This window comes from Actinomadura sp. NEAU-AAG7, assembly GCF_018603865.1.
GTDB lineage: Bacteria > Actinomycetota > Actinomycetes > Streptosporangiales > Streptosporangiaceae > Spirillospora > Spirillospora litoris.
Genome location: NZ_JAHFZY010000006.1, coordinates 1 through 12,499 on the forward strand (window position 1 = coordinate 1; position 12,499 = coordinate 12,499).

12 protein-coding genes and 1 rRNA gene are annotated in these 12,499 nt (G+C 75.1%); 9 read left to right on the plus strand and 4 right to left on the minus strand.

Annotated elements, in window-relative coordinates; translation table 11 throughout:
- Positions 1-219: 219 nt before the first annotated feature.
- Together rrf and KLI87_RS26340 are read left to right on the plus strand one after the other, a co-directional pair.
- Positions 220-336: ribosomal RNA gene (rrf, locus tag KLI87_RS26335) — 5S ribosomal RNA — on the plus strand.
- A 1,114-nt stretch (positions 337-1,450) separates the two neighbouring features.
- Positions 1,451-2,395: a hypothetical protein gene (locus KLI87_RS26340; protein WP_308166180.1), complete on the plus strand. Its 945-nt coding sequence runs from the start codon at positions 1,451-1,453 to the stop codon at positions 2,393-2,395.
- Positions 2,396-2,413: 18 nt separating this feature from the next.
- Here KLI87_RS26340 and KLI87_RS26345 read toward each other — a convergent pair whose 3' ends face one another.
- Genes KLI87_RS26345 through KLI87_RS26355 form a run of 3 tightly spaced genes read right to left on the minus strand, consistent with a single transcriptional unit; the run spans position 2,414 to position 5,134 of the window.
- The gene (locus KLI87_RS26345) at positions 2,414-3,355 is read right to left on the minus strand and encodes an MBL fold metallo-hydrolase (RefSeq protein ID WP_214619134.1); all 942 of its coding nucleotides are present in this window, start codon (positions 3,353-3,355) and stop codon (positions 2,414-2,416) included.
- A 46-nt stretch (positions 3,356-3,401) separates the two neighbouring features.
- Positions 3,402-3,794, minus strand: coding sequence for an NUDIX domain-containing protein (locus KLI87_RS26350; protein WP_156216912.1), 393 nt, complete (start codon positions 3,792-3,794; stop codon positions 3,402-3,404).
- Positions 3,791-5,134 carry a DUF1015 family protein gene (locus KLI87_RS26355; RefSeq protein ID WP_214619606.1) on the minus strand — a complete coding sequence of 448 codons (1,344 nt, stop codon included), beginning with the start codon at positions 5,132-5,134 and terminating at the stop codon, positions 3,791-3,793. Before KLI87_RS26355 ends, KLI87_RS26350 begins: the two co-directional genes overlap by 4 nt.
- Before the next feature lie 72 nt (positions 5,135-5,206).
- Between KLI87_RS26355 and KLI87_RS40375 the strand changes: the two genes are divergently transcribed.
- From KLI87_RS40375 to KLI87_RS26370, 3 genes are all read left to right on the plus strand, one after another.
- The gene (locus KLI87_RS40375; RefSeq protein WP_214619135.1) at positions 5,207-5,677 is read left to right on the plus strand and encodes a tetratricopeptide repeat protein; all 471 of its coding nucleotides are present in this window, start codon (positions 5,207-5,209) and stop codon (positions 5,675-5,677) included.
- 37 nt (positions 5,678-5,714) lie between these two features.
- Positions 5,715-6,725, plus strand: coding sequence for an HAD-IIA family hydrolase (locus KLI87_RS26365; protein WP_214619136.1), 1,011 nt, complete (start codon positions 5,715-5,717; stop codon positions 6,723-6,725).
- Positions 6,726-6,848: 123 nt separating this feature from the next.
- On the plus strand, positions 6,849-7,952 hold the full coding sequence (locus KLI87_RS26370; RefSeq protein ID WP_250904285.1) for a glycerophosphodiester phosphodiesterase: 1,104 nt from the start codon (positions 6,849-6,851) through the stop codon (positions 7,950-7,952).
- A 32-nt stretch (positions 7,953-7,984) separates the two neighbouring features.
- On the opposite strand, the gene KLI87_RS26375 is transcribed toward KLI87_RS26370, so the two are convergent.
- Positions 7,985-8,326 (minus strand): SCP2 sterol-binding domain-containing protein, encoded by a 342-nt coding sequence (locus KLI87_RS26375; protein WP_214619137.1) that lies wholly within the window; start codon positions 8,324-8,326, stop codon positions 7,985-7,987.
- 115 nt (positions 8,327-8,441) lie between these two features.
- On the opposite strand from KLI87_RS26375, the gene KLI87_RS26380 reads away from it, so the two are divergent.
- The 4 genes from KLI87_RS26380 to recN all read left to right on the plus strand — a co-directional run bounded on the left by KLI87_RS26380 (position 8,442) and on the right by recN (position 12,424).
- Positions 8,442-8,825 (plus strand): hypothetical protein, encoded by a 384-nt coding sequence (locus KLI87_RS26380; RefSeq protein WP_214619138.1) that lies wholly within the window; start codon positions 8,442-8,444, stop codon positions 8,823-8,825.
- Entirely contained in the window at positions 8,822-9,619 is a 798-nt protein-coding gene (locus tag KLI87_RS26385) for a TlyA family RNA methyltransferase (RefSeq protein ID WP_156216908.1), read from the plus strand. Before KLI87_RS26380 ends, KLI87_RS26385 begins: the two co-directional genes overlap by 4 nt.
- 94 nt (positions 9,620-9,713) lie before the next feature.
- Positions 9,714-10,658: an NAD kinase gene (locus tag KLI87_RS26390; protein ID WP_156216907.1), complete on the plus strand. Its 945-nt coding sequence runs from the start codon at positions 9,714-9,716 to the stop codon at positions 10,656-10,658.
- Between the two features lie 59 nt (positions 10,659-10,717).
- Positions 10,718-12,424 (plus strand): DNA repair protein RecN, encoded by a 1,707-nt coding sequence (gene recN, locus KLI87_RS26395; protein WP_156216906.1) that lies wholly within the window; start codon positions 10,718-10,720, stop codon positions 12,422-12,424.
- Positions 12,425-12,499: the final 75 nt, after the last annotated feature.

Genomic DNA, 12,499 nt, shown 5'->3' on the forward strand with positions numbered 1-12,499 from the left:
GATGGAAGCGCGGTAACGTGTGGAGTCGACCGGTACTAATAGGCCGAGTGGCTTGACCACACAATACGTTCAAGGCATGTCGCTGTGTGGTGTTCGCGTCCCTGTGTGGTTCCCGGAAAACAAACGGGAACCTGTGTGTTGATAAGTGAATGTTTCGAGCCTGGTCTCGGACGATGAGTTTCCCGCGCCCCTGGTTGGTTGGGGTGTTGGGGTTGGTCGTTCGGTGGTTTTGGCGAGAGGGAAACACCCGGTCCCATCCCGAACCCGGAAGTTAAGCCTCTCAGCGCCGATGGTACTGCATGGGGGACTGTGTGGGAGAGTAGGACGCCGCCGGACTCATATTGGTCGAGGGTCGCACCGATTCACGGGGCGGCCCTCGACGCATGTGTTGGACCTGCCGAAGTAGGCTGCAAGTGTCCACGAACCACCTTCAAGAACAGTGACGGACGTGATGAGCGCGGAAGAGGACGGCCGCAGCGACGACAACCGCGAGCGGCGGCGGGACAACGGGGGGCGCAAGCCGCCTGTCCGTCGTGAGGGCAACGCTCGTGGCGGCCCGAGGGGATCTGGGGCGCCGCGTAAGAGCGGTGGGCCTCGCGGGGCCGCGCCGCGCGGTGGTGCGCCGCAGGGGGGCCGTGGCCGTCCCGCCGGCGGGGGCTGGAAGGACCGCGACGCGCGCGGGCCTCGGGACGACCGCCGGTCGGACCGTCCGTTCAAGCGGTCGGACGACCGCCGGAGCGACTCTTCCGGTGATCGTCGTGAGAAGCGTTTCGGTGGTCCGGGCCAGGCCGGTGAGCGTCGCGAAGGGCGCTATGGCGGCCCGCGCGGTGCGCAGGGCGGCGGCGAGCGGCGTGATGCTCGTCCCGGTGGGTTCCGGGGCGGTCAAGGCGGTCCGCGTCGCGACGGACGTCCCGGTGGTCAGGGCGGCGGAGAGCGTTCGGGTGGTTCGCGTCCAGGGCAGGGCGGCGGAGGCGAGCGGCGTGACGGTCGCTTCGGTGGGCCCCGCGCGTCTCAGGGCGGGCAGCGGCGTGACGGACGTCCGGGCGCGCCACGTGGCGGCCAGGGCGGCGCGCAGCGCCGGGACGACCGGTTCGGCGGGCCCCGGGGCGAGGGCGGTCAGGGAGAGCGGCGGTTCCAGGGGCGTGACGAGCGCCGTCCCGGTGGCCGCAAGTTCGACGACAAGCGTGAAGGCCGTCCGGGCGGTCGCAAGTTCGATGACAAGCGCGAGGGCCGTCCCGGTGGCCGGAAGTTCGACGACAAGCGTGAGGGACGTCCGGGCGGACGGAAGTTCGACGGCAAGCGTGACGGGCGTCCCGGGGGCGGGTCGTTCAAGGGGCGCGGCGGCCGGCGGCCGCAGGAGGGCGGACGGTCCTACGGGCCGCCGCGCGACCGGGCAAGGCCGGAGGAGCGTCCGGCGCCCAAGCATGACGATCCGCTGCTGCCGGACGAGGTGACGGGCGACGAGCTCGACGCGGAGGCCCGTGCCGAGCTGCGCACGCTGCCGAAGGATCTGGCCACCAAGGTGGCGCGGCACCTCGTGATGGCGGGGCAGCTGTCCGAGGACGAGCCGGAGAAGGCGTACAAGCACGCTCGGGCGGCGCGGCGGCTCGCGTCCCGGGTCGGGATCGTCCGGGAGGCGGCGGGGCTCGCGGCCTACCGTGCCGAGGAGTGGGGGGAGGCTCTCGCCGAGCTGCGGGCCGCGCGGCGGCTCAGCGCGGGCGACGAGTCCTACCTGCCGGTGATGGCCGACTGCGAACGCGGTCTCGGACGCCCCGAACGCGCGCTGGAGCTGGTCAAGGCCCCGGAGGCGGCGCGCCTTGACCCGATGGGCCGGGTGGAGCTGCGCATCGTCGAGTCGGGTGTGCGGCGCGACCTCGGCCAGTACGACGCGGCCGTGGTGACGTTGCAGATCCCCGAGCTGCGCGACCGGAGGCTGCGTCCCTGGTCGGCGCGGTTGTTCTACGCCTACGCCGACGCGCTGGTGGAGGCCGGGCGGGCCGGCGAGGCGTCCGACTGGTTCGCGCGGTCCGCGGCGGCCGACCGGGACGGCGAGACCGACGCCGCCGAGCGGTACGCGGAGCTGGAGGGCCTCCACATCCTCGACACCGAGGAGGAGGACGAGGAGGCGGAGGCCGCGCGGAGCGAGGAGGGCGGCGCCCCGGATCTGGGGGAGCCCGAGGTCGCGGAGATGGCCGAGGCCGAGGACGCCGTGACCGAGGCGCCCGAGCCCGAGCCCGAGGGCGTGATCGAGGTGGTCGCGGCCACGGCGATCGAGTTCAAGCCCGCCGACCCCGAGATCCTGGACGTTCCGGCGGAGGACGTGCCGGAGGCGCCGGCGGTCTTCCTGGAGCCCGACCACGCGGACGACGAGGAGCGGCCGCCCGCCGACTCCTGACGGGCGGAGCGCACCGCGTCACGCGTGGCGGTTGAGGGCGTGCATGATCCCGGCGACGTTGCTCTCGGTGTTGCTGATGATCTCGTAGCGGGCGGCGAGTTCGGGGTCGGCGTCCTCGCGGGCGAAGGCGTAGCGGTCCTTGGTCCGGTCGACGACCATCGCGACGGCGTGGTCGAGGTCGAGGTCCTGGTCGGCCGCGTCCCGGACGGCGTCCACCCAGATCCGCAGTTCCTCCGCGGATCGTTCCAGCGTGTCGTCCACCTCGGTGACCGGCCCGTAGTGCGCGAACAGCAGCCGCTGCGGGCCGAGCGCGCGGAACCTTTCGAGCGAGGCCAGGGCGGTGTCGAGGTCGAAGTCGGGCGGCGGGGTGGCGGGGCGGACGTCCGCGGTCTCGGGGATGTAGACGCCCGCCGCGTCGCCCACGTACAGGTCGCCGGTCGCGGAGTCGATCAGCCCGACGTGGTGCTTGGCGTGGCCGGGGGAGTAGTGCGACTCCAGCCGCCGCCCGCCGCCGAGGTCGATCACGCCGGTGTCCTGGACGGCGCGGATCCGCGCGGCGTCGGTCGGCTTCAGCTCCCCGAACAGCGTGTCGAGGCTGTCCCCGTAGATCATGCGGGCGCTGGCCATCAGCCGCTCCGGGGACGCGAGGTGCCGGGCGCCCTTCTCGTGGACGACGACCTCGGCGCCGGGGTAGGTCTCGGCGATGTCGCCGACGCCGCCCGCGTGGTCGAGGTGGATGTGGGTGACGACGACGGTGGCGAGGTCGGCGGGGCCGACGCCGAGGTCGGCCAGCGCGCGGCGGACGACCGGCGCGGACCCGGCCGTCCCGGGCTCCACGAGGCATGGCCGGTCGGACAGGATCAGGTATCCGGCGGTGATACCGCTGTGGCCCGCCATCCGGGTGTCGATCTCGTAGACGTCTCCGCCGAGCGGCGTGATCGTGGTCGTGGTGTCGTCCATGCCCCGATCATCGTCCCGGGGACGGCCCGGCGGCCAGCCGTGCCGCTCAGAGCAGGCGGCCGCCGGCGTGCAGGTCGTCGAAGATGAGCCGGTCGACGGGGGAGACGCGGGGGCGGTCGGCGTAGCCGAGCCAGACGACCTCCGCGATCTCGGCGCTGGCCGTGAGCTCGCCCGTGTAGTCGGCGGTGTAGCAGGTCATGCGGACGGTGACCCCCTCGGCGTGGCCGTGCGCCTGCGCCTCCCAGGTGCCGAGGTGCGCGATCGTGTCCGGGACGAGGTCGGCCGTCAGCTCCTCCTTGATCTCGCGGACGAGGGTCTGCGCGTCGGACTCGCCGGGCTCGCGCTTGCCGCCGGGCAGGTAGTAGGCGTCCTTGCCGTGCGAGCGCGTGCTGAGCACCCGCCCGTCCACGAGCCGGATCCAGGCGATCTTGTCGATCAACGGTCGCTCCCGGGGTCGAGGAGGCGCAGGACGAGGCCGGTGCGCGGTTTGGGGCCGAACGAGGTGGACTTGCGCGGGACCCGCTCGCCGCCGCCCGCGACGGCCAGGACGTCCTCGACCCTGAGCGGGTTGAGGATCACCGAGGTGCCGCCGGTGCGGCGGGCGCGGGCGGTCGCGGCGGACGGGTCGTCGTGGACGACCTCGATGGCGTCCTCGTTCGCGGGGATGCGCCACACGCCGCCGATCAGCAGGTGGTCCAGGACGGCGGTGTCGAGCCCCCGCCAGCGCGCGGAGTGGGCGGCGGGCATCGAGCGCGCCAGCGCGGCCGGATGGGGGTCGGTGAGCAGGTGGAACCCCTCGCCGCCGCCGAGCAGGAACGCCGGGCGGGGCGCCGCGGCGAGCGCCTCCAGCGCCGCGCGCTCACCGGCGATGGGTGTGACGTTGAACACCCGCGCGGCCTTCTCGACGGCGACGTCCGGGCGAAGGCCCGGCAGGACGCGGTGGATCGCTCCGAGGTGCGGCGGGTAGCGGGTGGAGTCGACGAGGAGCGCGAGGCCCCGGTCCCAGGGGCCGGGGCCGCTCCCCGCCGCCCGGTGGCGGGCCTGGAGGGCGCGGTAGGTGGCGTAGCGGTGGTGGCCGTCGGCGATCAGCGCCCGCCGGTCGCGCAGGTCGGCGGCCACGCGGGCGTGCAGGGCCGGGTCGGTGATCCGCCAGAGCCGGTGGGTCAGGCCGTCGTCCGAGCGGAACTCCAGCAGCGGGGCCCCGGCGGCGGCGTCGTCGGCGACCCGCGTCGCGTCGCCGCCGCCCTCGTACACCAGGAAGATCGGCTCCAGGTTGGCGCGGGCGGCCGACATCAGCGCCAGCCGGTCGCGGACCGGGCCGGGGAAGACGTTCTCGTGCGGCAGGACGACGCCGTCCGCCTCCGCGCGCAGGCCGAGCGCGCCGATGAGGCCGCGTTGCAGGACTGTCCCGTCCTTCGCGGCCTCGTAGACGTAGAGGGCGGGGAGGGGGTCGAGCGTGAGCGCGCCCTCGTCCAGCCAGCGGCGCAGCAGCACCCCCGCCTCGTCGTAGCTCTCGCCCGTCGCGCGCGGCATGTTCAGCCGGACGATGTTGTGCCCGTCGGACGCCCGCAGCCGCAGCGCCGCCGCGTCGTCGATCAGGTCGTACGGCGGTGTCGTGACGGAGGCCAGGTCACCGACCACCTCGGGGACGAAGCGGACACCTCGGAACGGGGCCAGTTCCAGGCCGCCTCCGGCCCGGGGTCCCGCCGTCCCGAAGATCTGGGCACTGAACTCGTCCGGGGCGAGCCCGGAGGGGAGGTCGTCGTCCACCGTGGGCATGGTAACCACGGACGGGTCCGTGTCCAGCCTCCGGGTACCGTCGAGGTGATCAGAGTCCGAGGGGAGGTCCACGTGAGTGTTCAAGGACCGGGACGGCCGGAGGATTCCCCCGGGGACGGCTCGGGAGATCCGGACGACCGCGACACGCCGGACGGGCAGTCCGCACAGCCCGGCGGCGGCGTCTACGAGTGGTACACGCGGGGCCTGGAGCTGCTCCGCGCGGGCAGCGCGGCGGCGGCGCTGCAACTGCTGGCGCGCGCCGCCGACGCCGAGCCGGAGTCGCACAGCATCCGGGAGGCGCTCGGCCGCGCGCAGTTCGGCGTCCGGGAGTTCGGCGCGGCGGCCGACAGCTTCCGGGAGATCGTCGAGGAGGAGCCCGCCGAGGACTACGCGCGCTTCGGGCTGGGCCTCGCGCTCAGCCGGATGGGCGACTTCGAGGGCGCCGTCCAGCATCTGGCGCTCGCGGTGGCGATGCGCCCCGACAACGAGGACTACGCGAAGGCCCTGCGGCACGCCAGGGCGACCCTCGCGTCCCGCCGCTGACCCCCGCCCCCCTTCACCCCGACCGCAGAGGAGCACGATGAAAGGCTGTGACCGCCCTCTGAGCGAGGCGTACGACGTCGCCCTGCTCGACCTGGACGGCGTCGTCTACGTCGGCCGGCGGCCGGTGCCCGGGGCGGCCGAGTCGCTCGGCAAGGCCCGCGCGGCCGGGCAGCGGCTGGCGTTCGTCACCAACAACGCGTCCCGGACGCCGTCGGCGGTCGCGGCGCTGCTGGCGGACGTCGGCGTCCCCGCGTCCGCGGAGGACGTGGTCACCTCGGCGCAGGCCGCGGCCCGGCTGATCGCCGAGCGGGTGCCGACCGGGTCGAAGGTGCTCGTGGTCGGCGGGACGGGGCTGCGCCAGGCCCTGTACGCGGAGGGTCTGCGGCCGGTGTCGACGGCGTCCGAGCGTCCCGCCGCCGTCGTCCAGGGGTTCGCCCCGGGGATCTCCTACGACCTGATCTCCGAGGGCGCGCAGGCGGTCGGCGGGGGCGCCCTGTTCGTCGGCTCGAACGCCGACCTGACGATCCCGGGCGGCGGCGCGCGGCCGAACCCGGGCAACGGGGCGCTGCTACGCGTGATCACCTCCTCGACCGGGGTCGAGCCGATCATCGCGGGCAAGCCCGAGCGTCCGCTCCACCAGGAGTCGGTGCGGCGGACCGGGGCGCGGCGCCCGCTGGTGGTCGGCGACCGGCTCGACACCGACATCGAGGGCGCCCGCAACGGCGGCGCCGACAGCCTGCTGGTCTTCACCGGCGTCACCGACCACCTTCAGGTGCTGACCGCCCCGCCGGACCGGCGGCCGAGCTTCCTCGCGCCCGACCTGACCGGCCTGCTCGTCGCGCACCCGGAGCCGGTCCGCGACGGCGAGGGGCACCACTGCCGGGGCTGGACGGCGCGCGCGGACGGCGGCGCCATCGGCCTCACCGGGTCCGGCGACCCCTACGACGGCCTTCGCGCGCTGGCGTCCGCCGCCTGGGAGAGCGATGGCCCGCGTCCGGCCGAGGCGCTCACCGCCGCCCTCGACACGCTGGGCCTCGCCTACCACTGACCTGGAGGGACATCGACCGTTCCCCTGGGGGCCACCGGCCGCACCCCTGGCGGTCGCGCGCGCACCCGACCGTGTCCGGCGGGCCGCATCGGCGGACCCGCAGGACACGGAAGGGAGCCGGTCATGAGAGGCATGCGTCGTACCGCCCTGGCGGTGGGCCTCACCGCGCTGACGCTGGGCACGGCAGGACCCGCTCTCGCGGGCGAGGCGCACGGGCGCCCGGGGCACGGGCAGCCCGGCCATGGGCAGCCCGGGCAGGGGCACCATCGGGGCGCGTTCGACCTCCAGGCCCACCGGGGCGGGATCGGCCTGGTGGTCGAGAGCACGCTCCCGGCGTTCGCGAACGCCCTGGAGCTGGGCGTGAGCACGCTGGAGCTGGACGTCCAGATCACCGAGGACGGGCAGGCCGTCGTCACCCACGACCGCCGGGTCAACCCGGCCAAGTGCCAGGACACCGGCCCGGCCACGCCCGGTGACCCCGAGTACCCCTACGCCGGGAAGTACGTCAACACGCTCACGCTGAAGCAGGTGCGGACCCTCGACTGCGGCTCGCGGACGCTGCCGGACTTCCCCGGCCAAAAGGCCGCGCCCGGCGCGCGGATGCCGCTGCTACGCGAGGTGTTCGGGCTCGTCCACCGGTACCGGGCGTCCGGGGTGAAGCTGAACGTCGAGACCAAGGTGGAGGCGGGGGCGCCCAGCGAGACGGCGCCGCGCGAGCAGTTCGTCCGGGTGACGGCGCGCGAGGTCAGGCGCGCCGGCCTGCTGCGGCAGGTGACGATCCAGAGCTTCGACTGGGGCGCGCTGATGCGGATGCGGCGGGTCGAGCCGCGGCTGCCGCTGGTCGCGCTGACCAACTACGACTTCCTCCAGACGGGCCAGCCCGGGAAGTCGCCGTGGCTGGGCGGGATCGACATCGACGACTTCGGCGGCGACCCGCTGCGGGCCGTCCGCTCGTTCGGCGCGTCGGCGTTCTCGCCGGTGCACGGCTTCCCGCAGAACGGCAAGGTCACCGACCCCGGCTACCGCCCCTACGTCACGAAGGCGATGGTCGCCGAGGCGCACCGGCTCGGGCTGAAGGTGGTCCCGTGGACGGTGGACGACGCGCCGACCATGAACAAGCTCATCGACGACGGCGTGGACGGCCTCATCACCGACTACCCCGACCGGCTCCGGACCGTCATGGCCGCGCGCGGGCTCCGGCTGCCGCGCGCCTACCACGCCCGCTGACCGGCGGGCCGCGGGTCACAGCGGCTTGCGGTTCACAGCAGTTTGCGCAGGCGCAGCAGGTCGAACAGGCTCGCCTCGATCTTGAGGCGGCCGGTGGCCCACGCCTTGGCGGGGCTCAGCTCGTCGTCGGCCAGCGCGACCAGGTCGTCGCTGGCCACGGTGAGCCTGACCTGCGCGTCCTGCGGGGCGGGATCGGAGGTGACCGCATCCAGTCCGCCGCGGTGCAGGCGCGTCCGGTAGGCCAGCCCCAGATCGGGGACGCGGCAGCTTATCGTGCGCCCCACCACTTGCGCGGCGCCGCGCTCGGCGTCCACCCCGGCGAGGCGCTCGGCCACACGGCCGAGCGCCGCCCGGCACTCCTCGTCGGTCGCCATGGTCGGGCCGTCCCCCCGTTCGGTCGGCGACGCTGTCGTGAATGGACGGTAGCGTTCTGACCGAGACCGGAGCGACCCGGCGCGTGCGCCGGGGGCCACTGGGAGGTGGAACGTGATGTCCGACGAGGTGCCCGAGCCGCGGGCCGGGGACGCCGGAGACCCCGGCGCGACCGGCGACGCCGGCACGGCGGCGCCCCCGGAGCCGGCCGCGGAGCCGGAGGTCGCGGCGGCGCCGCCGCCCGAGCCCACCGGCGACCCGCGCGTGGACGCCGCGCTGGCCCGGCTCGGCGACCTGCCCGGACGCCCCGTCCCCGAGCACGTCGAGATCTTCGAGGACGTGCACCAGCGGCTCCAGGAGCTGCTCGCCGCCGCCGACCAGGACGACGATTCCGCCCAGCCGGGGCAGCCGCCCCAGCCGCAGCGGCCCGCCTTCCCGAGCGCGCTGCGGCCCCGTCCGGGAGAACCCGTCGCCCCCGGCAACGCGGGAAGCCGCGGATGAGCAGACGGCGGCTCGACGCCGAGCTGGTCCGGCGCGGCCTGGCGCGCTCGCGCGAGCAGGCGACGCAACTGATCGCCGACGGGCGGGTGCGGGTCGGCGGGCAGCGCGCCGGGAAGGCGGCCACGCAGGTCGAGACCGGCGCGGCGATCGTCGTGGACGAGGCCGACACCGGTCCCGGCTACGTCTCGCGCGGCGGCCACAAGCTCGCGGGCGCGCTCGCCGCGTTCGCCGGGCTGGAGGTGGCGGGCCGCCACTGCCTGGACGCGGGCGCCTCGACCGGCGGGTTCACCGACGTGCTGCTGCGCGCGGGCGCCGCGCACGTGGACGCCGTGGACGTCGGGTACGGGCAGATCGCCTGGTCGCTGCGCACCGACGAGCGGGTCACCGTCCTGGAGCGGGTCAACATCCGCGACCTGGAGCCCGGCATGCTCGGCGCGGCGCCGGGCCTCGTCGTCGGCGACCTGTCGTTCATCTCGCTGAAGCTGGTCATCGGACCGGTGCGGCGCTGCGCCGCACCGGACGCCGACTACGCGCTCATGGTGAAGCCGCAGTTCGAGGTCGGCAAGGACCGCGTCGGCGCGGGCGGCGTCGTCCGCGACCCCGAGCTGCGCGCCGAGGCGGTGCGCGGGGTCGCCGCGCACGCGGGCACGCTGGGGCTCGGGGTGCTCGGGGTGACCGCGAGCCCCCTGCCGGGCCCGTCCGGCAACGTGGAGTACTTCCTCTGGCTGCGCGCCGGGGCCCCGCCGCTGGACGAGGGCGACCTCGCGAAGGCGATCGCGGAGGGCCCGCGGTGAACGTCCGGGCACCATCGCCCCTACGGCGGGCGTTGGTCCGGAGGCCGTCCCCGCACCGGGGCGTGCCAGGGAGCGGGTGGAGTGGAGGGTGGCTATGAGTGAGAGGTCGGTGCTGGTCGTCGCGCACACCGGGCGCCGCGAGGCGGTCCGCAGCGCCCAGCTGGTCATCGAGCGGCTCGGCGCCGCCGGGATCTCCGTCCGGGTGCTGGAGGGCGAGGCCGACGACATCGGCTGCGCGGGCGTCGACGTCCGGCCCGGCACGGCCGCCGCCGAGGACGCCGAGGTCGTCATGGTCCTCGGCGGGGACGGGACGCTGCTGCGCGCCGCCGACCTGACCCGCACGTCCGGTACGCCGCTGCTCGGCGTCAACCTCGGGCACGTCGGGTTCCTCGCCGAGGCCGAGCGCGACGACCTCGCCGCGACCGTCGACCGCGTCGTCGACCGCCGCTACGACGTCGAGGAGCGGATGACGGTCGATGTCACCGTCCGCCGCAACGGCTCGGTGATGGGCACGACGTGGGCGCTGAACGAGGCGAGCATCGAGAAGGCCGAGCGGGAGCGGATGCTGGAGGTCGTCGCCGAGATCGACGGCCGCCCGCTGTCGAACTGGGGCTGCGACGGGGTGGTGTGCGCCACACCGACCGGGTCCACCGCGTACGCGTTCTCCGCGGGCGGGCCGGTGGTGTGGCCGGAGGTCGAGGCGATGCTGGTCGTCCCCATCAGCGCGCACTCGCTGTTCGCGCGCCCGCTGGTGGTGTCGCCCCGCTCGCTGGTCGCGGTGGAGGTGCTGGACGGCACGCCCCGCGCCGTCCTGTGGTGCGACGGGCGCCGCACCCTCGAACTGCCGCCGGGCGCGCGGGTCGAGGTCCGCAGGGGCGCGCTGCCGGTGCGGCTCGCGCGGCTGCACCTCACCCCCTTCACCGACCGCCTGGTCACCAAGTTCGGCCTGCCCGTGACGGGGTGGCGGGGGCGGGTCAGGCAGCCCGCGCGGCCCTCGCCCGCCCAGGACGGGGAGGCGCCGGGCGGGCAGAGGGGATAATCTCCACAGGCGCCGATCGGGGATCTGTATTGCGGAGGGTTGTGACGCTGGTGCGTCCGATGGTCGATGAGGTGCGGATCCGGGGCCTCGGCGTGATCGACGAGGCCGTGCTCGATCTGTCGCCGGGGTTCAACGTCGTGACCGGCGAGACCGGCGCGGGCAAGACGATGGTGGTGACGAGCCTCGGGCTGATGTTCGGCGGCCGCGCCGACCCGCAGCGGGTCCGTCCCGGCGCGGGCCGCGCCACCGTCGAGGGCCGGATCGTCGTCGACCCGGGCGGCCGGGTCGTCGAGCGCGTCGAGGAGGCGGGCGGCGAGCTGGACGACGGCGCGCTGATCGTCACCCGCTCGGTGTCGGCGGAGGGGCGCTCGCGGGCGTTCCTCGGCGGCCGGTCCGTCCCGGTGAGCGTGCTGATCAACCTCGCGGACGACCTGGTCGCCGTGCACGGCCAGTCCGACCAGCAGCGGCTGCTGCAGTCGGCCCGGCAGCGCGGCGCCCTCGACCGGTACGCGGGCGGCGCGCTGACCAAGCCCATGCGCGCCTACACCAAGGCCTACCAGCGGCACCGGCAGGTGAGCGCGCTGCTGGAGGAGCTGACCACCCGGGCGCGCGAGCGCGAGCAGGAGGCGGAGCTGCTCCGGTTCGGGCTGGAGGAGATCGAGAAGGTCGAGCCGAAGGAGGGCGAGGACGTCGACCTCGCCGCCGAGGAGGAGCGGCTCGGGCACGCCGACGCGCTGCACGGCGCCGCCGACTCCGCGCACGAGGCGCTGCTCGGCGACCCCGCCGCCGCGTTCGAGGCCGCGAACGTCGTCGGCCTGCTCGGCGCCGCCCGCAACGCGCTGGACGCCGTCCGCGACCACGACCCGGAGCTGGCGGGGCTCGCCGACCGGCTCGCGGAGGCGGGCTACCTGGTCTCCGACGTCGGCACCGACCTCGCCTCCTACGCCGACTCGGTGGACGCCGATCCGGCGCGGCTGGCCGCCGTCCAGGAGCGGCGGGCCGAGCTGACCGCGCTGACCCGCAAGTACGGCGGCCCGGACGCGACGGTCGCGGGCGTGCTGGAGTGGTCGCGGCGCTCGGCGGCGCGGCTCACCGAGCTGGAGGGCGACGACGACCGCATCGAGGAGCTGCGCGCCGAGCACGCCGAGCTGGCCGAGCGGCTCGCCGCCGAGGCGGGCGAGCTGACCGCCGTCCGCACCCGCGCGGCCGAGCGGTTCTCCGGCGCCGTCACCGAGGAGCTGACCGCGCTGGCGATGCCGCACGCGCGGGTCGAGGTCACCGTCAGCCGCTCGCAGGACTACGGCCCGCACGGCCTCGACGAGGTCGAGGTCAGGCTCGCGCCGCACCCCGGGTCGCCGCCGCTGCCGCTGCACAAGGGCGCCTCCGGCGGCGAGCTGTCGCGGGTCATGCTGGCGATCGAGGTCGTGTTCGCGGGCGCCGACCCCGTCCCGACGTTCGTGTTCGACGAGGTGGACGCGGGCGTCGGCGGCAAGGCGGCCGTCGAGATCGGCCGCCGGCTGGCCCGGCTGGCCCGCAACGCGCAGGTGATCGTCGTCACGCACCTGCCGCAGGTCGCCGCGTTCGCCGACCAGCACCTGATGGTCGAGAAGTCCGACGACGGCACCGTCACCAGCAGCGGCGTCACCGCGCTGGACCGCGAGGGCCGCGTCCGGGAGCTGTCGCGGATGCTCGCCGGGCTGGAGGACTCCGAACTCGGCCGCGCCCACGCCGAGGAGCTGCTGGCGATGGCGGCCGAGGAGCGCTGACCGGCCGGATCCGGCGCGCCGATCGCGCTGGTCCGGCGCACCGGCCGTCCGGATCGGGCGCGCTGATCGGGCGAA

Coding starts and splice junctions, on each gene's coding strand:
- KLI87_RS26345 (WP_214619134.1), bottom strand. CDS start 3,355: ATGGACGACACCACGACCACGATCACGCCGCTCGGCGGAGACGTCTAC.
- KLI87_RS26355 (WP_214619606.1), bottom strand. CDS start 5,134: ATGCCCACGGTGGACGACGACCTCCCCTCCGGGCTCGCCCCGGACGAG.
- KLI87_RS26365 (WP_214619136.1), top strand. CDS start 5,715: ATGAAAGGCTGTGACCGCCCTCTGAGCGAGGCGTACGACGTCGCCCTG.
- KLI87_RS26370 (WP_250904285.1), top strand. CDS start 6,849: ATGAGAGGCATGCGTCGTACCGCCCTGGCGGTGGGCCTCACCGCGCTG.
- KLI87_RS26375 (WP_214619137.1), bottom strand. CDS start 8,326: ATGGCGACCGACGAGGAGTGCCGGGCGGCGCTCGGCCGTGTGGCCGAG.
- KLI87_RS26380 (WP_214619138.1), top strand. CDS start 8,442: ATGTCCGACGAGGTGCCCGAGCCGCGGGCCGGGGACGCCGGAGACCCC.
- KLI87_RS26385 (WP_156216908.1), top strand. CDS start 8,822: ATGAGCAGACGGCGGCTCGACGCCGAGCTGGTCCGGCGCGGCCTGGCG.
- KLI87_RS26390 (WP_156216907.1), top strand. CDS start 9,714: ATGAGTGAGAGGTCGGTGCTGGTCGTCGCGCACACCGGGCGCCGCGAG.
- recN (WP_156216906.1), top strand. CDS start 10,718: ATGGTCGATGAGGTGCGGATCCGGGGCCTCGGCGTGATCGACGAGGCC.